General features: G+C 29.9%; 21 protein-coding genes and 2 pseudogenes. 21 read left to right on the top strand and 2 right to left on the bottom strand.

The features are described from left to right. Window positions 1-309 precede the first annotated feature (309 nt). From AC1EJ5_RS01345 to AC1EJ5_RS01400, 12 genes and pseudogenes are all read left to right on the top strand, one after another. Complete coding sequence (locus tag AC1EJ5_RS01345) at window positions 310-447, top strand: hypothetical protein (protein ID WP_023078863.1); 138 nt, start codon at window positions 310-312, stop codon at window positions 445-447. Between the two features lie 69 nt (window positions 448-516). Next, entirely contained in the window at window positions 517-2,148 is a 1,632-nt protein-coding gene (ltrA, locus tag AC1EJ5_RS01350) for a group II intron reverse transcriptase/maturase (protein WP_479814066.1), read from the top strand. 127 nt (window positions 2,149-2,275) lie between these two features. Continuing rightward, window positions 2,276-3,649 (top strand): annotated as a pseudogene (locus AC1EJ5_RS01355) (helicase-related protein); the annotation flags it as partial. A gap of 43 nt (window positions 3,650-3,692) precedes the next feature. After that, a complete protein-coding gene (locus AC1EJ5_RS01360; protein WP_316531551.1) occupies window positions 3,693-4,349 on the top strand; it encodes a DNA-binding protein in 657 nt (218 codons plus the stop codon). Between the two features lie 145 nt (window positions 4,350-4,494). Further along, the gene (locus AC1EJ5_RS01365; protein WP_265236961.1) at window positions 4,495-4,710 is read left to right on the top strand and encodes a helix-turn-helix domain-containing protein; all 216 of its coding nucleotides are present in this window, start codon (window positions 4,495-4,497) and stop codon (window positions 4,708-4,710) included. Continuing rightward, a complete protein-coding gene (locus tag AC1EJ5_RS01370) occupies window positions 4,691-5,356 on the top strand; it encodes a response regulator transcription factor (protein ID WP_265236959.1) in 666 nt (221 codons plus the stop codon). Before AC1EJ5_RS01365 ends, AC1EJ5_RS01370 begins: the two co-directional genes overlap by 20 nt. Continuing rightward, a complete protein-coding gene (locus AC1EJ5_RS01375) occupies window positions 5,343-6,320 on the top strand; it encodes a sensor histidine kinase (protein ID WP_265236957.1) in 978 nt (325 codons plus the stop codon). Before AC1EJ5_RS01370 ends, AC1EJ5_RS01375 begins: the two co-directional genes overlap by 14 nt. Window positions 6,321-6,419: 99 nt before the next feature. Beyond that, on the top strand, window positions 6,420-7,109 hold the full coding sequence (locus AC1EJ5_RS01380) for an ABC transporter ATP-binding protein (RefSeq protein ID WP_023060024.1): 690 nt from the start codon (window positions 6,420-6,422) through the stop codon (window positions 7,107-7,109). Further along, the gene (locus AC1EJ5_RS01385) at window positions 7,096-9,591 is read left to right on the top strand and encodes an FtsX-like permease family protein (protein ID WP_479814069.1); all 2,496 of its coding nucleotides are present in this window, start codon (window positions 7,096-7,098) and stop codon (window positions 9,589-9,591) included. The genes AC1EJ5_RS01380 and AC1EJ5_RS01385 overlap by 14 nt, the downstream gene beginning before the upstream one ends. A 149-nt stretch (window positions 9,592-9,740) precedes the next feature. Then, window positions 9,741-9,962: a helix-turn-helix domain-containing protein gene (locus tag AC1EJ5_RS01390; RefSeq protein ID WP_209814455.1), complete on the top strand. Its 222-nt coding sequence runs from the start codon at window positions 9,741-9,743 to the stop codon at window positions 9,960-9,962. A 91-nt stretch (window positions 9,963-10,053) separates the two neighbouring features. Continuing rightward, complete coding sequence (locus tag AC1EJ5_RS01395) at window positions 10,054-10,575, top strand: hypothetical protein (RefSeq protein WP_209814453.1); 522 nt, start codon at window positions 10,054-10,056, stop codon at window positions 10,573-10,575. Beyond that, window positions 10,572-11,429 (top strand): Kiwa anti-phage protein KwaB-like domain-containing protein, encoded by an 858-nt coding sequence (locus tag AC1EJ5_RS01400; protein WP_209814451.1) that lies wholly within the window; start codon window positions 10,572-10,574, stop codon window positions 11,427-11,429. The genes AC1EJ5_RS01395 and AC1EJ5_RS01400 overlap by 4 nt, the downstream gene beginning before the upstream one ends. A 19-nt stretch (window positions 11,430-11,448) precedes the next feature. Here AC1EJ5_RS01400 and AC1EJ5_RS01405 read toward each other — a convergent pair whose 3' ends face one another. Then, a complete protein-coding gene (locus AC1EJ5_RS01405) occupies window positions 11,449-12,783 on the bottom strand; it encodes a relaxase/mobilization nuclease domain-containing protein (RefSeq protein WP_479814072.1) in 1,335 nt (444 codons plus the stop codon). Window position 12,784: 1 nt separating this feature from the next. Next, entirely contained in the window at window positions 12,785-13,141 is a 357-nt protein-coding gene (locus AC1EJ5_RS01410) for a plasmid mobilization protein (protein ID WP_154272563.1), read from the bottom strand. A gap of 551 nt (window positions 13,142-13,692) precedes the next feature. Between AC1EJ5_RS01410 and AC1EJ5_RS01415 the strand changes: the two are divergent. The 9 genes and pseudogenes from AC1EJ5_RS01415 to AC1EJ5_RS01455 form a co-directional block, all read left to right on the top strand. Next, a pseudogene (locus tag AC1EJ5_RS01415) lies at window positions 13,693-13,815 on the top strand (TetR/AcrR family transcriptional regulator); the annotation flags it as partial. A 60-nt stretch (window positions 13,816-13,875) separates the two neighbouring features. Next, on the top strand, window positions 13,876-14,274 hold the full coding sequence (locus tag AC1EJ5_RS01420; protein ID WP_223420581.1) for a hypothetical protein: 399 nt from the start codon (window positions 13,876-13,878) through the stop codon (window positions 14,272-14,274). A 171-nt stretch (window positions 14,275-14,445) separates the two neighbouring features. Continuing rightward, window positions 14,446-15,039, top strand: coding sequence for an MptD family putative ECF transporter S component (locus AC1EJ5_RS01425; RefSeq protein WP_002842188.1), 594 nt, complete (start codon window positions 14,446-14,448; stop codon window positions 15,037-15,039). Next, the gene (locus AC1EJ5_RS01430) at window positions 15,040-15,726 is read left to right on the top strand and encodes an energy-coupling factor transporter transmembrane component T family protein (RefSeq protein WP_000398547.1); all 687 of its coding nucleotides are present in this window, start codon (window positions 15,040-15,042) and stop codon (window positions 15,724-15,726) included. 12 nt (window positions 15,727-15,738) lie between these two features. Continuing rightward, entirely contained in the window at window positions 15,739-17,154 is a 1,416-nt protein-coding gene (locus tag AC1EJ5_RS01435) for an ABC transporter ATP-binding protein (RefSeq protein WP_094210128.1), read from the top strand. Window positions 17,155-17,157: 3 nt separating this feature from the next. Next, the gene (locus tag AC1EJ5_RS01440; protein ID WP_048950572.1) at window positions 17,158-18,870 is read left to right on the top strand and encodes an ABC transporter ATP-binding protein; all 1,713 of its coding nucleotides are present in this window, start codon (window positions 17,158-17,160) and stop codon (window positions 18,868-18,870) included. 1 nt (window position 18,871) lies between these two features. Next, window positions 18,872-20,614, top strand: a complete 1,743-nt coding sequence (locus tag AC1EJ5_RS01445) for an ABC transporter ATP-binding protein (RefSeq protein WP_094210127.1) — start codon at window positions 18,872-18,874, stop codon at window positions 20,612-20,614. A gap of 84 nt (window positions 20,615-20,698) precedes the next feature. Continuing rightward, the gene (locus AC1EJ5_RS01450; RefSeq protein ID WP_048950570.1) at window positions 20,699-22,063 is read left to right on the top strand and encodes an MATE family efflux transporter; all 1,365 of its coding nucleotides are present in this window, start codon (window positions 20,699-20,701) and stop codon (window positions 22,061-22,063) included. Between the two features lie 239 nt (window positions 22,064-22,302). After that, window positions 22,303-22,713 carry a sigma-70 RNA polymerase sigma factor region 4 domain-containing protein gene (locus AC1EJ5_RS01455; protein ID WP_047199838.1) on the top strand — a complete coding sequence of 137 codons (411 nt, stop codon included), beginning with the start codon at window positions 22,303-22,305 and terminating at the stop codon, window positions 22,711-22,713. Window positions 22,714-22,870 lie beyond the last annotated feature (157 nt).

A 22,870-nucleotide genomic window follows, 5' to 3' on the forward strand; every position in this document is an offset into this window, starting at 1 on the left:
TAGTTGAGCCGAGTATCGACTGCACTTAGGTGTGGTAAGCCGATATTAAAGTAGCCCTACTTGAGGTAAAACCGTGAGGGAATACCGAAACTGCCAGCAACAAGGCGGTTAGGGAGCGAGGCTTGATAATATGGCTAACATATGTGAACTACTGATAAATGTCGTTAAGGTGAACAGGCTAAAGTTGCTGATAAGCCTGAACCAAAATGGTGTGTAGTCGGATAATCCTTTCCATAGTGGGATTACACGGACAAAAAGACTACCGGCAGAGAGGTAGAGCCTAAGTTATCAACGTTAATTAAGTGAAACATGGTAAGCCTGTATTATTGCCAAAAGGCAAGGCAAATCGTAAGAAATGCTGATAATGGTGCAGGTAAAGGAGAATGGAAAAAGCGAATGCCATCTTATAATGAGATGGATAGGGGTTCAAAATTTGCCCTAACTTGAAAGAGTGCAGACTTCCATTTGGTTTTTAATCACAAGAGAACTTGTAGAATTTTTGAAAGGAGAAAGCAAATGAACAGTAAAATGTGTGCTACTACTAACATAGCTAAAAACTGGGAAAGTATAGACTTTTCTCTAGCAGAAAGCTATGTTAAAAAACTACAAATGCGTATTGTGAAAGCGTGGAAAATGAGTAAATATGGAAAGGTAAAATCCTTACAACATTTACTCACAACTTCATTTTATGCAAAAGCCTTGGCAATTAAGAGGGTAACTGAAAATCAAGGCAAGAAAACAAGTGGTGTTGATGGAGAATTATGGCTAACATCACAGGCAAAGTATAAGGCGATAGAAAAGTTAAATTTAAGAGGATATAAACCTAAGCCTCTTAAAAGAGTGTATATACCAAAGAAAAATGGGAAGAAAAGACCTCTCAGCATTCCTACAATGACAGATAGAGCAATGCAAACCCTATATAAATTTGCACTTGAACCGATAGCAGAAACTACTGCTGACCCTAATTCTTATGGATTTAGGGCAAAAAGATGTACACAAGATGCTATCGAGCAGTGTTTTACATCACTTAATAAAAAGAAATCTGCAAAATGGGTATTTGAGGGAGATATAAAAGGTTGTTTTGATAATATAAGTCATGAATGGATATTAAATAATATCCCAATGAACAAAAAATTATTAAAACTCTGGCTTGAGTGTGGATATATAGAAAAACAAAAACTATTTCCAACAGAAACAGGAAGTCCCCAAGGCTCGCCAATATCACCTATTATTTCCAATATGGTATTAGATGGTTTAGAAAAAGCAATCAAAGAGAAATACCATAGAAGGACAGTAAATAAGAAAACATATTTCCCAAAGGTTAACTTTGTTAGATATGCAGATGATTTCATCGTTACAGGAGAAAGTGCAGAATTGCTTGAAAATGGTGTAAAGCCAATCATTGTAAAATTCTTGGCTGAAAGAGGTTTAGAATTATCAGAGGAAAAGACACTCATAACACACATAAATGACGGTTTTGATTTTCTTGGAGTTAATATTAGGATGTATAAAGATAAGTTGCTTACAAAACCATCTGATAAGAACTTTAAGGCTATTGTCGATAAAATCAGACGAATCATAAAAGATAATCCGTCAATGAAACAAGAAATTTTGATTAGAAAATTAAATCCAATCATTATAGGTTGGGTAAACTATCAAAAATATAATGTTTCATCTAAAGCCTTTGAAAAACTTGATTATGAAATATATAAAAGCTTGTGGACCTGGTGCGTTCGTAGACACCCAAAGAAAGGTAGAAAATGGATAGCTAAGAAATACTTCCATACCATTGGAAATAGAATCTGGACTTTCAGTGTAGCAACTGGCGACAGAATGGAAAATGGCGAGAAATACTATCTTCGTCTTAAATATGCTACAGATACTGATATTAAAAGATTTACCAAGATACAAGCTGAAGCAAATCCGTTTGATGAAAATTGGCAAATATACTTTGAAGAAAGAGAAGAGTTAAAAATACGAAACGAACTTAAAGGACGTACAGTTATAAATAGACTGTATAAAACGCAAAATGGAATATGCCCTGTTTGTGGAGAGAAAATAACTATTGATACAGACTTTAGAGTACATCAAACAATTCAAAATAACATTACCCTTAAAACTTTAGTACACCCTTGGTGTCATAGATAATTGCATATAAATGATAAAGAAAATACGCTGGCTCTTTAATTAGGGCTTATAAAAACTTGAGCCGTGTGAGGGGAAACTCTCATGCACGGTTCTTAGAGGGGAAAGGGATAGTAATATCCCCGACCTACTCGACCAGACAATAGAGAATAAGCAAAAATTCATTTCTCAAATAATGACAAGCAAGACACCTGTACGTGTTGCTGAAGATGTTGATGAAGCAAGTCTATCTTATTCAGAAATTAAGGCTTTAGCTACTGGTAATCCTCTGATTAAAGAAAAAATGGATTTAGATAACGAAGTTACAAAATTAAAAATGCTTGAAGCAAACTACAAGTCTAATAAATACAAGCTTGAAGATAAGGTAAATAAAATTTATCCTCAAAGTATTTTAAAAACTGAAATGGAAATACAAGCAGTTAAAGAAGATATTGCAAGTGTTGAGAAATTAGGAGAAGGAGAAAGTAAATTCACTTCAATCAGTCTTGGTGCAAATAAAATTTTAGATAAGAAAGAAGCCGGAGAGAAGCTATTAGAAGAAATAAAAAAGGTAAAGATAAATGATAGCAAGGTCATTGGTAAATATAGAAATTTAGATTTACAAGTTTCATATAACTTTATGACTAACACTCACACTTTTAGACTTCTAGGAAAAGCAGAATACTTTGGAGAGTTTTCAAACTCTACTGATGGCAATATAACAAGACTTGATAATGCCATTGAAAAAATGCCCGCAAGGCTTGAGAGGTTAAATCAAAATCTTGAAAACTATAAAGAATCTTTAGAAAATGCCAAAGTAGAATTAAGAAAACCATTTGAAAAAGCAGATGAGTTAAGGGATAAGACACTAAGATTAGCTGAAATTAATAAACTTTTAGATATGGGAGAAGTAGAAGAATTAGAAAACCAATCACCATTATTAGAAGATTTAAAGAGGGCGATAGTTGATTATTCTAACTACGAGTTCTCAGAATCTAATAGCTATGAAGACTTTGACAAATTATACCCAGATTTAAGCCATATAGGACTTGCCTATACAGAAACACCTGATGGTAAGCACACGATTCAATATGAGGTAAATTTAGAAGAAAAAACATGGACTCAGTATGTAGATAATGTAGCTATTAGAACAGAATCTTTTGTAGAAGAAGATATATCTAATTCACAAGCTATTAAAGATATGACTGAAGCCATAAAGATGTCAAGTTTTGATGATCTGGTATCAGTAGATGAAGAAGATTTAAAACAAGCTCTAGGACTAGAAATGGATGATGACGGAAACTTCTATGATCCATTAGCAAAAGATCTTGATAATGACGGAATACCAGATAGGTATGACAATGATTTTAAAGATAGTGATTACTTTGAATCAACTTATGATGTAGAGGATAATCTTCATTCAAGAGAAGAGAAACCATCAATATTGGGACAAATTTCAAAATTCAAATCTGAAGAAGAAAAAGATAAAAATCAAGAAAAAAGTGAAAAAGGACAAGAAAGATAGAGGAGGGCGAATAGCTCTCCTTATTTAATACAAGGAGGAAATTATGGAATACAAAGATATTAGAGAAAACTTAGAAGAAATGATGAATGATAACTACAAGGATTTTATAAAAGCACTTGTGAGCATAGAAAAAGGTGTTAATGATGAAAAGGCACTTGAAGAAGTCTATGTTTTATATATGAACAATGATACAACGGGACTACTAAGTGATGACTTTGACTATATGATTGATGATATGAAAGAACAAGGTAAGATTGTTGAAAACACCAATGAACTTGAAGAAAAAGACGACCTCATAAATCTCGTGGGTAATATATCTGGAAAAGTAGAAAATCTTGAAAGAGAAAATGCTAATGGAGAAAAGTTCAAGGTAAGCAACTTTTCAATTGTTTCAAAAGATGACGATGGAAATAAGGTATATACAAATTGTTCAGCCTATGGAGATAAGACAAAAGATTTAAAGAACTTAAAACAAGGAGATTTTGTTAAAATCTTCGGACAAGTAAAAACAAGCATTGATAACAATGGAAAGGAACATAAAAATGTCCGTATTTTGTCTTCTAAGCTCTTAAAAGCAAAAGAACAAGTAAAGAGTCAAGATAAAGATAAAAAGTCCATATTAGGGCAAATAAAAAGATTTAAGACAGATGACAAAACTAAGTCAACTAAGAAAGACCATAACAAAGGTGCAGAGAGATAAATATCGGCAGTCTTCGGACTGCCTTTATTTTTTTGCTCAGTTTAATGCAGTAAATCATATAATTGAAAGGAATCTGTGTTATATGCTATAATTAGGTAGTTAATCTATACATTTAGAAAGGTAAAATATAGAATTGGAGAAGGTTATGGGGTTTTCCTATGATAAATTATGGAAAAAATTAATAGATGAAAAGATGAATAAATTAGACTTACAAAAAGCGATAAATACAAGTCCACGAACCATAGCTAAAATGGGACGAGATGAAAATGTGAGTATGGAAATACTTGGTAGAATTTGTAGTTATTTTAAATGTGATATCTCAGAAGTACTGGAGTATAGAATTGAAAATATTAATGATTGAAGATGACAGCACAATTGCTTTTGCTGTTAAAACTTACTTAAACAAGCATAATATTGAAACTATTATTTATAACAATCTTTCTCAGACAGAGAATCTTAATTTTAATGATTTTGATTTAATTCTTCTTGATGCTAATCTCCCAGATGGATCAGGCTTTAATTTTTTAAATTGGCTGAGAGAATTTTCTAACCTTCCTGTAATAATGCTTACTGTAAAAGACGAAGATGAGTATGTTATTAAAGGTCTTTCTCAAGGAGCAGATGATTACATTACAAAACCTTTTTCTCTCCCTGTTTTAAAGGCGAGAATAGACAATATATTTAGCAGAAAAATAAAAAAGGTTGACGAACTGACTTTTGAGAATTTATCTTTAGATTTCATTTCAAAACAAGCTTCAATAGATGGAATAGATCTAGACCTTAACTTAAAAGAGTTTGCTGTATTGGAAATGCTTTTAGAAAACCAAAATATAAATCTATTAAGGGAGAAAATTTTAGATTATGTATGGGGTTATGATTTTTATGAAGTAAACGATAACACTCTAACTGTAACTGTAAAAAGACTTAGAAATAAACTTGGCGTGTATGGAGAGCATATAAAAACAGTTAGAGGAATAGGTTATAGGTGGGACAATGAGAAAAAATAAAAGAATTTTACTTATCATAGTCCTAAATTTATTGATGTCTTTATTTGTAGTCTATCTAAACCCAAGATTTGATATTCTAACACTTTTAGGCTTTCTACTAATAAATATAATTCTGTTTCTAATTATTAGAAAATTTGAAAAGAAAAAAGAAATAGAGCTAGAAGATAAGATTAATAATATATTTAACCTTCTCCATTCATTGGATTTAAACTCGGATAATTATGAAATTATAGATGATGAATTTGGAAAATTAAGAGATGAGATTATTAAAATTATTTTAGAAAACAAGAGGATTGCTGAAAATGCTGAGAAAAATAAAGAAATTTTAAGGGAATATACGGAAGATATTGCCCATCAAATAAAAACTCCTCTAACTGGATCTCTATTATTACTTGACTTATTAGAAGACGAAGAAGATGAATCGGTAAAAGAATATATATCTAGACTTAGGGACAATCTCCTTAGACTTTACAATCTATCCGATATTTTATTAAAACTTGCTGCCATTGATTCTGGCACAATTGAAATGACAAGAGACAGAGTTTCGGCTCGAGATTTAATTGATGATAGCATACGAAACTTGAAGGACTATTTTATCAATGATCCTATTGAAATTCCCCTTTATGGAAATGATTTTGATCTTATATGCGATAAGAAATGGACTTATGAGGCACTTTTCAATGTTATGAAGAATGGTCTAGAAGCTACAGAAGGTAGACAGATAGAAATTCAACTTAAAGAAACAAATCTATATAAAAGTATTTTTGTGGAAGATTTTTCTAAAGGTTTGGATCGTGAAATGTTAGAAAAAGTTTTTAAACGTTTTTACAAGATGGATCCAAATTCAAAAGGTTATGGAATTGGACTTCCTATGGCAAAATCTGTCATGGAAAGGCAAAATGGAGAGCTTTTATATCATAAGGGGAAAAAATCAAATGCCTTCGAACTAAGATTTTATAACTGATTTAATTATGGCTGTGTAAATAAAGCACAGTCTTTTTTTCTAGTCACTTTCCAGTCACTTAAGTCTAATATCATATAAGGAAGATAAGGAGGACTAAATATGAATATTGTAAAAACAGTAGATTTAACAAAAACTTACAATAGCGGAGTAGAAGTACACGCTCTATCAAATGTGAATTTTGAAATGGATAAAGGAGATCTTGTCGCCATTATTGGAGATAGCGGGTCAGGAAAGTCTACCTTGCTTCACCTATTAGCAGGAGTTGATAAACCAACAAGTGGGGATATTTTTATTCAAGATAAAAATATTACCAAGTTTAACAACGATGAGATGACAATCTTTCGTAGAAGGAATATAGGCGTTGTATATCAATTTTTTAATTTGATTCCAAACATCAACGTTCGAAAAAATATTTTGCTTCCTCTTTTGTTAGACAATAAAAAGGTAGATGAAGAATATTTAAAGGAAATTTTATCTATACTAGGAATAGAAGGAAAGCTTGATAGGTATCCAAAACAATTATCAGGTGGCGAGCAACAAAGAGTTGCCATTGCCAGAAGTTTGATTACAAGACCTGCCATAATCTTAGCAGATGAGCCGACAGGAAATCTTGATAGAAAAAATTCTGAAGAAATCACAGGACTTTTTAGACTAGTAAATAAGAGATTGAACTCTACGATTATGATTATCACCCACGATGAAAAGGTTGCGAATGCATGTGATAAAGTTTATAAGATGATTGATGGTAGGTTAAGTTTCTTGGGAGATGAGTCTTATGAAAATTATTAACGATCTTGCCAGTGGAGCTGTTAAAAATAATAAAAAAGACACCCTAGCCATTAAAATTTCCATACTTTTGGCAGTAATTTTACTAGGAACTGTTATTTTTATTTTCGACTCAATAAACACTGAACAGTATGAATATGTAAAGAAAACTATTGGAGATTATCATGTAAATATAGGTGAAATTGACGAAAATTTTTATGATAAATTAAAAAACGATACAGACATAGAAAAAGTATCTTTTAATAAAATCATTAATACAGACTTAAATGCAGTTATATATGAAAATGGAGATTCCGAAAGTCTTCTGGGCTATGAAATCAAAAATGGTAGAAAACCGGAAAATTCAAATGAACTTTTAGTGCCAGAGAGATTTTTATTAAAAAATAAGGAGTATGATTTAGGTTCTGAGATAATTGAAAATAAAAAGACATATACCATAGTTGGTGTTTACGATGATTATGGATATTCTTTTGAAGATACTATGCTTATAGGTTTAGCAGATAGCAATAAAAAGGATTATCTATTTGAAAACAATGGTGAAATAGAAGCGCAGATTTGGTATAAAAGCATAAGGGACACCTATACGAAGACTCGAAAAATTTTGTCTGAAATGAATATTGATGAGAAAAAAGCCTTAGATATTGGAAGAGTTTTTTACAACAAAGATATTTTAGAGCATAGTATGGTTTATCCCAAAGGAATTATTCCACCTAAAAGCGTAATCAATTTAGCTATAGAAAAATATGGGATGGCTTTCTTTCTCTGCGTACTTTTTGCCTTTATTATATATGGTGCTTTTAATGTATGGAATAATAGAGATTTAAAAGAAATTGCTCTTTTAAAAAGTACTGGGATGACTAAAAAGCAAGTTAGACAAATGATTCGAAAGAAGGCATCTAAACTTTCAATCTTGCCAATAGCTTTAGGGACAGTCTTATCTTGGGCTTTTGCAAATCTACTCCTATATTTGTTGTGGTTTAACAATTCTATCTCTTACAAAAAAATGTCAAATATTTTAGGCGAAAGTCTAAAATCTCCAGACTTTAATTTAGTAATACCAAGTATTGGATCTATTTTAATAATTATTCTGTTATCCTTATTAATGGTTTATTTTTCAGCATTGATTCCTGCAAAGAAAAGCTCAAAGATAAAGGTTATTGAGGGATTAAATGGCATTACAGAAAAAAATATTAAGTTTGGTAAGTCAAAAATAAATGGACCTATAGAAAAGACTTTAGCAAAAGATTATTATAGGTCCTATCGTTCAACCTATCGAATTATTGTAATTTCAATGGCTCTATCAGCCTTTGTACTTACCACAGTTTTAGTTAGCCAGTCATATAGAACTTTGAATGAAAAATATAATTCATATAAAAGTCCTTACAATTTTAACTCTAGTATTTATACTGACGATTTTTTGGATAAAAATTTTGTGGATGATATGGAAAAAGTTAAGGGTATAGAACAATTTCATATCTATCAAAGAGTAGATACAAAGTTTTATGTTGGTGAAAATGAAGACTTTATTTCTAAAGATTTAAAAAATTCTCTAGATAGTGGTAAAAAATCCAGTGATAAACTTTATGCTAGTATCTATGCACTAACAGAAAAAGATTTTAAAAACCTTTTAGAAGTAAATAATATTACAAATGCGACTTATGTTTTAGTGAACAAAGTATCTAAAGATAATAGTACGCCTTATACCTTTAGAGATTATATAAAAATTTCTGATAAGGAATCTGGAAATATTACTTTAAAATATAATGAAAAGGCAAAGGCTATGAAAATAAGAATTGACGAATCTATAGAAGAGATGCCTTATGGATTAGAGGCATATAAGTCAAATGAAATAGCTATTTACACAAGTGAAAGTAGTCTAAGAAATTTTATAGATGAGTATGGAATAGATGAAGCTAATCCTGTATATTATTATTTTGTAAAACTCAAAGCCGATAAAAATAAAGAAAAAGTATTTGAAGATGCCGAAAAAGTGATTTCGACCTATGTTCCAAAATCAGATCATGGCACTTCTACAGAAATTATAAAAGCTGCTATGAATAAAGAACAAACGAGAAATGAAAAACTATTAAATCTTGGCATCCAAATTATTCTTATAACCATCGCTCTTTCCAATGCCTATAATAGTTTTAAATGCAACCTTAAAGCAAGAGCCAATGATTTTAAACTTCTATCAACTACTGGCATGACAAAAAAACAAGTGGTAAAGATGGTATTTGCTGAAGTAAAAATATTATTTAAAAATATTTTCTTAGCATATATCTTTATGTTTGCTATAGGCATTGTGTTAAGAGCCTATAGGAGTAACTATGAATTAGGCTTTGGAATAAAAGAACTGCTAATAAATATGAACTATACTCCTATATTAATAGTATTTGTCTTTATAATTGCAGGTGTCTTACTTGCAATAAAAAGTGGTCTTAAAACAATAAATGAAAACTCAGATAATACTTTCAAGAGTATATAAGAAAAAGGCTGTGAGCATTAAACTCACAGCCTTTTTTTGCTCGTTTTAACGCAGTAAATCATATAATTGAAAGGAATCTGTGTTATATGCTATAATTAGGTAGTTAATCTATACATTTAGAAAGGTAAAATATAGAATTGGAGAATGATATGGGATTTTCATATAATAAATTATGGAAGTTATTAATAGATAAAAATATGAAAAAAACAGACTTACAATGTGCAATCGCAACAACACCCAAAACAATAGCAAAAATGGGAAGAGACGAAAATGTAAGTTTGGAAACATTGGGAAAGATTTGTGAGTATTTTCAATGTGATATTGGAGATATTATTGAATATAGAAATGAGGAAGCAAAAGGCGACTACTAGAAAATATAAAGCATTCGATTTATTTTGTGGATGTTATGGATTGTGCTTTTGATAATAGAAAGTTGTTAAAGTTTAATTAGTAGAGGTATTTATGTTAAATAAGTTTTCTCATGTATTTTTCAACTCATCAATTATTATTCCTTATATACTTGCGATTGGAGTGTCCACGTTGATGTCTAAGGAATCAATAGTCGGATTGATATGTTTATTGATATCCATTATATTAGCGATATCACAAATAATATTTATTAAATATTTAAGAAATAATTTACAAGTATTTAAAGTTAATGTAACTAATGTTGATGATGAGGGAAACAATTGGTATATAGCAAGCTTTTTATCGTATTTTTCTCCATTTATAAAAAATTTATTAAGAAAAGAAATAGATAATTATTCTTGGATTTTAATGGGTATTGCAGCTATTTTATTGGTATTAGGAAATAAAACAACAAACAATCCAATACTTAGGATAGTAGGATATAACTCATATAAAATTAGCACGGAACAAGGAAAAGATTTCACTTTATTAAGCAAGAGAAATATTAGAAAAAGCAATGACGTTAGAAAAGTAATACGTATTTTCGAAGATATATTAATGGAGGTAGAATATTGATTTATGTTTTGGAAAATGCAGGTAGAGATTCAACATCTGTAAAAATGATAGAGACCCAAAGAGAAGACGATGCAAGTATCAAAAATTCACTTACTAAAAGTATAGAAGGGTACAAAGATAACACAATTGAATTTGATGGTTCATATAAGCCTGAGAATGATGAGAGTTTAGTAATAAAAAATTTTGATCTGCCAAATGAAATAACGGAAGCTATAAATAATCCTCTGGGAGTGACTCAAGTTTCTGTTAACTCCGATAATGAGCTAGATCTTAAAGCTATCTTTGTGCCTATTTCAGATTATGATGATTGCGAAAAAATAATCTTTCAAAGGTTGCCTAACAGACAAATACTGAAGAGCCATAATTTTACACTTTTTTTTAATAAACATACATTTTCATGTGAAAATAAACCAGGTATTGTTATAACTGATTGTATAGACGCATACTACGAATATGGTAATCTATATTTTAAATCGTATTATTGGGCGAATCAAATATTTAACCTAAACAAATATTATAGAGAAGCAACAACCGATGATATAAAAAAATTTTGCTCTAACGAGTGCTTCTCTATAGATGATATAGATTCTGTAGCTGAGTCTTGTAATAACTGGACTAGAAGAAAAATTGCATATATATTAGATTCTGGAGTTCTTGAGAATAATTCTGTAGATGAAATCATTAAGTCTGCAAAAAAATTAAACTTAAAAATTGATATTAATGAAGAAAATAAAATAATTTTTCCTGACGACAAGGATTCACAAAAAGAACTACTATCTTATTTAGCGGAAGAAATATATAGAGGAAACTTGACAGACGGCGTTTATTTAACCAACTCCAAGAGACCTTTATAGAAAATATTCGAAGGTTTTATTAAGTTCTTTCCACTTCCTTCCCATAATAATTTTCATAGTTTTTCCTATACTGAACAAGGTCAGAAAATTGTTCTTTATTCAAAGAATACTCTTGCATAAGGGTGTTCTTTTTTTCTTGTAGTTTATCGAGTCTCGTTAATATTTCTTTTGTATTGGGTAGTTTTTTATAGTTCTTCAAGATTTCCTTTGCGGCTATTTTATAGACGGAAAGTTCACTATAATATTCATCTGCAAATTGCTTATCTTCAGGATTTTTCTTGTGGTATTTATAGATTTCACGATACTTATTTATAGTATTTATATTTTCCATATCTTGATATAAACTCTTCATTTCAGTTTCAATCTTCTTTATTTTATCTAACAAGTCTTGTCTATCATCAGCAGATTTTTTGATTAGATCATCGAGCTGTGTAATTGAATTAATTCCTTGGTCTCTAAGTTTAATTATTGAATCAGCCATTGTTTTGATATTATGTTTTCTTGCCCAGACTTCGTAACCTTTAGAGGATTGAGCTTTTTTAGTAGTAGATATATCAATAACATTTCCTACACGTTTTTTAATAGTATTAGCTTTGTTTTTAATAGCTAAATCTATTCTTTCTTTAATTTTTTCTTCGGTATAATCTTCTCCGATAGTCTTCGATCTTGTAAATCTTTGCTTATCTTTATGACGAAAAGCAATGTGTTTACCAAATTTAATTTCATAATCAATAGATTTCATATTATCTAAAAACTCTTCCCACGATTTAGACTTATTAATCATTCTGTCTATATCAAATTGAAGTTTAGATTTCCAAGAATTTCCTTTCTTGTTTTGGTCATATTCGTACCAAGATTTACCAGCAGTTTTATATTTTCTCTTGTAAGCTTCATAGTATTTATCAATTACTGAAAGCTTATTTTCTTTACATAATTCATCACTTTGATACCTAATTTTGTGGTAAGATTTTTTGTTAGATTGGTAGCATTTACCAGTCTTGTAATTAACATTATTAAAAATAATATGGTTGTGGATATGTCCTCTATCTACATGAGTTGTAAGAACAAATTCATAATCTTCCTTTAAAATTTTCTTACATAATTCCATTCCAATTTCGTGAGCTTTTATAGGATCAACCTCTCCTGGTAGAAAAGATTGGATTAAATGTCTAGCCAAAACTGTACCCTTAGTATCATTATCTTCTCGTGTTTTCATAAATTGAATATGGGCAGTAGATGGATGACATTTGAAGGAAGATACCAAGATTTTTTCATCAGTTTTTTCACTCTTAGTTATATAGTCTATTGCCAAATTTAGAGTTGATTTTATAGGATGTATTTTTGTAATTGCCATACTAATCACCAGAACTTTCTTTTGATTTATTAAGAAGTAGGGAATGGATCTGCCATATTTCTTTTGCCAATTTTTCTATTTTTTCTCGCATATAATCAATGTCTTTCTTGTAAATTACTCCCGTTGTATTAGTAGCTTTTGCAATCTGGTTTATATTATTTGTTGCATTTGAAAGTAGCCATTGTAGGTTTCTAAATGGTTCTAAATCTACAACATAAATTTCTTTTTCTAATACGCATTTTCTAAGAAAGTGGGACATAGTTTTGCAATTAGCAAGTTTCATTTTCTTTTCAAAAACTTCTTTTTCTTCTTTGGTTAGTTTTATTTCTATTCTTTCATTTCTAAATCTATTTGCCATTTTATTCTCCTTTATAAAATATATTTCGGGGTATTAGGGCTCTCCCTAACAAGGTAAAAAATAAAAAAATGGAGCATTCCGTAAAGGGCTGCTCCATTAATTTTTTCGTAAGTGTCCGTACACTTACTGTGCTTGCTATTAAAGTTATAAGCGTTAAGCGTTTATTCAGTTCTATTAATTATACCGCACTTATCGAAGCTAATAAACAACATAGAATAGATTTCAAGGAATATTTCAATATTAACAATATATTCTAAAAATGACAATTGTTTATTCTGCTAATCAGTAATGGAATCAGATAAGTTGTATAAATCTAAAATAGTTGTTTTAGACAATGTGTGTCATGATTGTATGGTTGATCTAGAAAGGAGATTAGTAGCAGACCTAACAAGATAATTTATAGAGAATTAAATAAAATGTTATCATAAAAAAATATATTTGATAGCGATTATTGACTTCATTAGTTTCTTTATGCTAAAATAAAGTAAACGGTGTTATCTTAATTTGGGAGGTGAAACTTACTGAGAGACAAAGATGTTACAATAGAGAAAATATTAAAAAGTGCAAAAAGCGAGTTTACAGAGCATGGATTCGAAGAGGCTTCTATTCGCACTATTGCTAAAAATGCAGGAATTACACCTGGTGCAATATATAAGCATTTTAAATCTAAAGAAGATATTTTTAAGGTACTTGTAAATCCTATACTTAATCACTTATACAGAAGAAGTAAAGAATTGACAAATCAAGCGATTGAAGAAATTAAAGTAAATGGTTTACAAGCTTTTGGAGAAAAATCTGATGATAGTAATAGGGAATTATTGGAATTTATTTACCAAAACGATCCTATAGTTAATCTTCTGTTTAATTGTTCTCAGGGTACGGAATTTGAATCAATTCGTCATGATTTAGTGAATCTTGAAGTGCAGGGTGCTAAGAAATTGATCGAGGTTCTTAAAGAAAAAAAAATAGAAGTAAATGATTTGAATGATGATGAACTTCATGTTCTTTATACAATGGCATGTACGCCTTTATTTGAGGTAATCACACATAGGTATCCATATAATGAAGCCTTAAATTTTATCGATATGATGGAGGCAGCAATGAATTTTGGTTGGAGGAGGATTATTAAATGAAAACATAATATAAAATTAAAAAATAATAAATTTTGAAATCGGGTTAATCCCGATTTTCTGCGTTTTATGGAAAGTAAACAAAAATAAGAAAAATTTACCAGCAAAGATTATTTTGAATCAATCATATTGTAACTGGTAAATAAATATAAAAATTTAAATGGAGGTATTCAAATGAATGAATCAAAATTAAAAACAAAAGATTTAGTTAACATCGGCATTTTTTCAGTGATTTATATGGCGTTATCCATGGCGGTAATGTTTATTCCTGTGTTTTCTCCGATACTTTGGTTATTATGGCCAGCAATGACAGGCATAATATGTAATTTTATTTACATGTTGTTGGTCTCTAAGGTGCCAAAACCAGGAACGGCTTTACTTTTGATAGCAATTACAGGGATTATATATTTTGCTATAGGAGAATGCACTTTTACAATTGTCATAACTTGCGTTATTGCAGGGGTTTTAGCAGAAATTACTAGAAAAATTTTGGGATATAAAAGTCAAAAAAGCGTAATAGTATCTTCAGGATTGATTTGCATTGGGTTGATTGGCTCACCATTGCCTATGTGGTTGTTCCAAGAATCTTATATGAAGTCTATTATTAAAATGGGAATGAGTCCAGAATATGTAAATAAATTACAAACTTTAATTTCAATTCCAACACTTATCGGGATGATCATTACTGCATTTATTGGAGGAGTCATTGGTGCATATATAGGTAAAGCAATGTTCAAAAAACGTTTTGAGAAAGCTGGAATTATGTAAATGGAGGGTATTGTAAGAGGCATTATAAAGCTAAATCCACTAACTGAAATCATTTTTTTGATTTCAGTTAGTATTATTAGCTTTGCAAATAATAGCTTAAAATTAGATTTTTTTATTCTTTTAATTGTTGCTATTATAGCGTTATTTATGGGACTTGTTAAAATATCTTTAAAGGCATTATCTATGTTTGTATTATTACAGGGATTGAAATATTTTGTTTTGCCGATTCTACCAGATGTCATATCAGCACATTTTGGATTATTGGTGATTCATGCTCCTAAGTTAATACCGATTTTTTTAGTTGGTCAAATTCTTGTAAAAACTAATCCTATACGAAATATTATGTATGCCTTAAAAATGATGCATTTTCCAAAAAGCCTAATTATTTCTCTAGCAATAGGCATCAGATATTTTCCATCTTTAAGAGAAGAAAAAATATTAATCTCAGATGCAATAAAAATAAGAGGCGTGACTGGATTTAAAAAGATACAATTAGGACTAATATCATTAATAGTTACAGCTTCTAATACCGCAGATGAATTAGCTCAGGCTATTACAGTAAGAGGGATAGAAAATCCTGCAAGAAAGACTTTTATGGATGATGCAGGATTTAACATTTGGGATCTAATAATTATTCTATTATGCATTCTGATGTTCTTTAATTTAAAGTTCAAGTTATTTTTATAAGAGGTACGAAACATGATTAATATAAATGAAGCTTCATATTCCTATAAGAGAAGCTTAGAAGAACAGTTAAAGAAAATTTCAATAAAGATTAATCAAGGAGAAGTTATCTTATTATGCGGAAAATCTGGTTCTGGGAAAACAACTATAACAAAATTAATCAATGGATTGATTCCTCATTTTTTAGAGGGAAATTTATTAGGAAATATTTTTATAAATGGGATAAACACAAAACAAATGAAGATATATGAAATTTCTGAAAAAGTGGGAACAATTTTTCAAAACCCCAAAACACAGTTTTTTAATTTAGATTCAGATAGTGAACTAACATTTGGATTAGAAAATTTAGGTGAAAACCCTGATAAAATAAAAAGACAAGTTTTTAAAGTGGTACGTGATTTGGGAATTGAAAGATTAAAAAACAGAAATGTTTTTATGATGTCAGGTGGAGAAAAGCAATTACTTGCTATTGCATCTATTTATGCTACCAATCCAGATGTATATGTGTTTGATGAACCTTCTGCAAATATTGATGAGTATGGCATTGAAAGAATAAGAGAGATGCTTATAAATCTTAAAACTCAGGGCAAGACAATTATTATTTCTGAACATAGACTCTATTATTTAATGGATTTAATTGATAGAGCTATTTATTTACAAGACGGAAAAATAAAATATGTTTTTTCAAATGTGGAATTTTCTTCAATTAGTGATGACTCACGAAAGAAACTAGGACTTAGAACTTTTGTAAGAAAGAAAAATGATGATTTTGCAAATCCTGTCACATTTTGTGAATCTGATGACTTTGTAGTTTCAAATTTAGAATATGAAAATAAGAAACAAAAAATTTTAGATAAGATAAATATTTCCGGAAACAAGGGAGATATTATTGCAATAACAGGTAAAAATGGTCAAGGAAAAACAACATTAATGAGAATTTTGTGTGGACTGTTGAAAGAAAACGAAGGAAAAATAAGCTATAAAGGAAGTCCCATAAAATATAAAAAACGAAGAAAACTTTGTTATATGGTTATGCAAGATGTAATTCATCAGTTTTTTTCGGAATCTGTAAGAGATGAATTTAGTTTATTTGATTCTAAAATAGATGAAAAGCAAATAGATAATATTCTAGAAAAATTAGATCTTAAAAAATTAGATAATCGTCATCCTATGTGCTTATCAGGAGGTCAAATGCAGAGACTTTCTGTAGCATTGGGGATGTTAATGAATAGAGAAATTATTATTTTGGACGAACCAACAAGTGGACTTGATTATACAAATATGCTCGAAATAAGCAAAGTCATTAAAGAATTTTCAAATAATAAAATTATATTTATTGTTACGCATGATAATGAATTGATTGATAGTACATGTAATAAATTATTGGAAATTTGCGATGGCAGAATAAAAAGATTTTATGAAAGAAGGTAAAAGATGGATATCTTAAAGGGACATAAAAGCAAGATTTTCGCAGCTGTATTCATTGCGATAATAGGAGTAGGATTTGGTGTAATACCTTATTTTTCTGTAGCAGCCATTATTAATAACTTGGTTGCAAAAAATGCAAATTTAAATAATTATTATCCATATATTTTTGCTGTATTTTTGGGATTTTTGGCAAGTATATTATTTCATGAAATATCTACTATTATTTCTCATAATCTTGCCTACAGGATTATTGAAGATAAAAGAAAGTTATTAGCTGACAAATTAAGTAAAATTTCTATGGGAGAAGTTGAAAGAAAAAGTAGCGGACAGTGGTCTCAATTTATGGTGGAAACACTTGATAAAATGGAAAAACCGATTGCTCATGTGATTCCAGAAGTTATTGCTAATATATTCATTCCTATAGTATTGATCATAACAATTTTTATAATGGACTGGAGAATAGGAATTGCAAATTTGCTTACAATTCCATTAGGATTATTGTTCTCAATGTTAATGATGCGAGGTTATGAAGAAAAATCTAAAAGATACCAAGAAGCAGCTAAAGCTATGAATACGACAATGGTTGAATATGTAAATGGTATTAAAGTTATAAAAGCATTTAATAAATCAGCATCATCATTTGGGAAATTTAGAAAGACTGTTGAAGAGAATAAGAACGCAATGCTTGATTGGTATTTGAGTGTTTGTTTTTCAATGACAGCAACTATGGAAACTATCCCGTCAACTATGGTATTCGTTTTACCAGCTTCATTGTATTTCTTTATGAAGGGTAGTGTTGAAGTAGGAACTCTTATCACGTGTATATTGCTATCATATGCTTCATATAAACCATTAATAAAAGCTATGAGTCATATGGAAACAATAGCAAATATAAAAGTTGTATTTGAAGAAATAAAAAAAATAATGGAAATTCCTAACTTAAAAAGAGGAGAAGAAGTAAGAGATATAAAATCTTATGATGTAGAGTTTAAAGATGTTACATTTGCATATGAAGAGTCAAAGAATGTATTAAATAATATTTCGTTTAAAGCAAATGAAAATGAGTTAACTGCAATCGTTGGAAATTCAGGTAGTGGAAAGTCTACTATTACAAAACTAATCGCAGGATTTTGGAATGTTTCTAATGGAGAAATTTTAATTGGAAAAACAAATTTGAACGAATTGCCTTTAAAACAGAATATGGAGCTTGTTAGCTATGTATCGCAAGAAAACTTTCTTTTTAATAAAACAATATTAGAAAATTTAAAGATGGCGAAAGAAGATGCGAGTATGGATGAAATTAAAGAAGCTTGTGAAAAAGCGAGTTGCTATAATTTTATAAAGGGCCTACCAAATGGATATGAAACTATTGTAGGGAAGGGAGGAGCAAATCTTTCTGGAGGAGAAAAGCAAAGAATTGCAATAGCTAGGTGTTTTTTAAAGAATAGTCCTATTGTACTACTTGATGAAGCAACAGCATATTCTGATCCTGACAATGAATCAGTTATTCAACAGTCTATTGATAAGTTAATTAAAGATAAAACAGTGATTATGGTAGCTCACAGGTTATCTACAATTGTAAATGCAAATAAAATAATTGTGGTGGATAATGGAGAAGTAATTGAAGAAGGCACTCATAAACAATTACTAGAGTTAAATGGGAGATACAAAAAAATGTGGGATGTATATACAGAATCTAAAGAAATCGAGGTGATATAAAGTGAGAGAATTGATAAAAACTTTATATGAGGTGTCAGGGTCATATTCAAATAAAATAACAAAAATGCTTATTTTTGATGTATTTAAGGGAGTATTTGAAGGAGTTTCTTTAGGTGCAATTCTATTATGTTTGACCAAAATTTGTGAAAATATATTTACGAACCAAAGCATTTTAATGAAAGATGTGTATATTGTTTTTATTATTGCAGCTATAAGTTTGGTGGGGAAAATTATATTTGGATATCTGGCTGATAAAAACAAATATATTGCTTCGTACAATTTAGGAGCAGAAAATAGATTATATATTGGTGATCGTTTAAAAAATGTAAACATGGGATATTTCAGCACAAATTCTTTAGGGAATATAGCAGGAGCATTGTCAACTGTTATAGGTGAACTTGAAACAATAGGAGTTTTTATTATTGAGCAAATGCTTGTAGGTACAATACAGACACTAATTATGGTTATTTTCATACTACCTTATGATTTTGCAACAGCTATAATTATATTGTTGACTTTGATTGTTGGAACCTTAGTAAACTTATTCACACAAAAAAGCACAGATCAACTAACAGAGAGATTGTTAGGACTTAAATTGGATTTAAGTGAAAAAATGCTTGAGTATGTAAATGGGATAGGAATAACTAAAGCATTTGGAAAAGATAAAAATACAGTCAAGGAACTAAACGAAAGTATTACAAAAAGTCGCAAAGGCTTTCTTGCTGTAGAAAAAATTTTAGTTCCAACACAGTTTTTATTCTTGTTAGTATTTAAACTTGGTATTTGTGTGATAATTTTTAGTTCTATAATAAGATATTTATCAGGGGATATTGAAGTTACTAAAGCTATTATATTAATTGTTATGAGTTTTGTTGTTTTTTCTGGATTTGAATTAGCAGGAAGTATGCAGAGTATTAAGGGTGTTGCTGTACGAAATCTTAATACTGTTATAAATTTAAGAAATTTGCCTGTAATTGAAGAAGGTGAAATGACAGAAGTAGATAAAGCAGAAATATCAATGAACAATATTTCATTTTCTTATGGAAAAGAAAATCTTTTCAATAATCTAAGTATGCTTGTTCCAGATGGAAAAACTACTGCTCTTGTTGGATTTTCAGGAAGTGGTAAAACAACACTTTGCAATTTAATGGCGAGGTTTTGGGATGTAAATTCTGGCGAAGTAAAAGTTGGAAATCTAAATATTAAACAGTACAAGTATGATGAATTGCTTTCAAATTTTAGCTTTGTTTTTCAAGACGTGTATCTTTTTGATGATACCATAAAAAACAATATTAAGTTTGGTAATCCAAATGCAACAGATGAAGAAATGATAGATATTGCCAAAAAAGCTCAGTGCCATGATTTTATTATGAAATTGCCACAAGCTTATGAAACTGTTTTGCAAGAAGGGGGTTCAAATCTATCGGGTGGTGAGCGTCAACGAATTTCTATTGCAAGAGCCATGTTAAAACCGAGTAGGTTTGTAGTTCTTGATGAGGCAACTTCAAGCGTAGATCCAGAAAATGAAAAAGAATTATTGATTGCTTTGAAAAACTTATTAAAAGGCAAAACCGTTATTGTAATTGCACACAAGCTTTCTACTGTAAAAAATGCAGATCAGATAGTTGTTTTAAAAGATGGTGTTATAAAACAAGTAGGAACACATAGTGAACTTGCATCTAAACATGGAATATATAAGGATTTTATTGAAATCAGAAAACAATCTGAAAAGTGGAAGATTTAAATTTGAGTAATAGATCAATCTTAATTTTTGACGAACCTACAAGTGGTTTGGATTTTAAGAATATGAAAAAAGGAGGATGATTTTATGAAACAAGATATGAAAGAACAATTATTAACAAAAAGACCTATAGATTTACTTTTTCAATTATCTATCCCTGCTGTAATAGGAATGATAGTAATAGGTCTTTATCCACTAATGGATGGAATTTTTGCAGGAAATATTATAGGACAAACAGCAATGACAGCTTGTGGTGTAGCTATGCCACTTACCTTTTTCAATAGTGGTGTATCTACACTTATTGGTGTAGGTTCAGCATCGGTTTTATCAAGAGCTATAGGAAAGGGCGACAAAAAAACAGTTGATAAAATTATGGGGAATTTAATCTTTTGGGTTATTCTATTCTCATCAATTATTACAATAGGCGGAATTTTACTTGCACCACATTTTTTAGATATGGTTGGAGCAAGTGGAGAAATTAAAGAATATGGTATCAGATATTTACGAGTAATTTTTATTGGTTCTTTATTTGTAAACTTTACTCAATCAGCAAACATGGTTATGCGTGGAGAAGGATTAATGAAAAAAGCCATGATGATAATGGGACTTGGAGCTTTACTGAATATCATTCTTGATCCCATTCTAATGAAATTAATGGGAAAATACGCAATAGAAGGGGCTGCACTTGCAACTATTACAGCACAATTTGTTCAAGCGATAATAACACTCCATTACTTCAAATATAAAAGTAAAGCAGTAAAAATAAATAAAATCAAACCTGATCAGGAAATAAAAAAAGAAATGTTTGGCGTAGGGTCATCTGCTATGATGATGCAAATTTTATTTATGATTCAACAAACAATGCTATATAAAATGTCATTTAAATATGGCGGAGATACAAATGCTATCTTGATGGCAGCAACACTTAGAATATATGCCTTTTCATTCATTCCACTTTGGGGAATGAGTCAAGGTTTACAACCTGTAGTTGGTACAAATTTTGGAGCGAAAAAATACGACAGAGTAAAAGAAGCTATGAAAGTATTTTCTATCGGAGGATTAATTCTTGCATCAATATTTTGGATACCAGCATTAGCATTTTCAAAGAATATACTTTCCTTATTTGGAGTAGAAGAAAGTATTATAACTCAGGGAATAGGAAACTTTAGACTATTTTATTCTATCTTTATTCTATATGGAGTAATGGTAATGACTATAACATTCTTTCAATCAATAGGAAATGCTAAAAAAGCTGGCATAATAGTAATGCTAAGACAGTTATTTTTGTTCGTACCTGCCATGATTGTTTTGCCAATGATATTTGGAGTAAAAGCAGTATGGTTTGCTGAACCCCTTGTAGATTTAATTATGATAATAGCTGGTGTAGTAATGATGTTTGGGGAATTAAATAGGATGGATAAAATTGGTTTGAAAAATTCAAGTAATGAATAATGAGTGGATTGATTTAAAAGAATGGAGGTAAAATATGCAAAAAAATATAATTAAAGTAAATTTACCTTTTTTCTTTGGTTTACGCTGTTTACAAGTTAGATAACTCAGTTAAAAAATTAAATAAAATTACTATTAGAAAGAGTTTCTTTCATTCTAGAGGACTAACCATGCCCAAAAGCAGGAGTCCTCCTTTTTTTGTCTGAAAACATAAAGACAAAAAAAGAATGGAGGAAACATAAATGACAAAAGAATATTACCTTTATGTCGGTGGGCAAAAAATCAAAGTAAGTGAGCAGATATACAAAGTCTACTGGCAAGAAAGAGAACACGAAAAATATTTAGAGCAGGTGGACAAGAAAAACCACTTGCTATTTTTTTCGTCTCTAAATCACGATGGGAATTTTGAAGATAATCTAGAGGATAAAAATGTTGATGTTGAAAAAGTTGTAGCTACACAAATGATGATTGAAGCACTAAGAAATGCAATGTCAAAGTTAAATAAAGATGAACGGGAAATAATTGAAAGATTATATTTCAATGATGAAACACTTCGTGCAGTAGCAAAGACTCAAAATATATCACATCCTGCTTTAATAAAAAGACGAGATAAGATTTTAGAAAAACTAAAGAAATTTATAGAAGAAATATAATTTCTGGTTACCAAAGAGGGCAAATTTTCCTTTATAAAGTGAGGGGAGTTTTGTCCTCTTTCTATTTTAAAAGAAATTTAAACAATATTTGAACCTTAACAATTGAATAGACCAAGACAAGACATTAATCATTTTTGGAGCGTAATAACCTATCCGT

Source organism: Anaerococcus sp. C0059F3 (assembly GCF_056590475.1).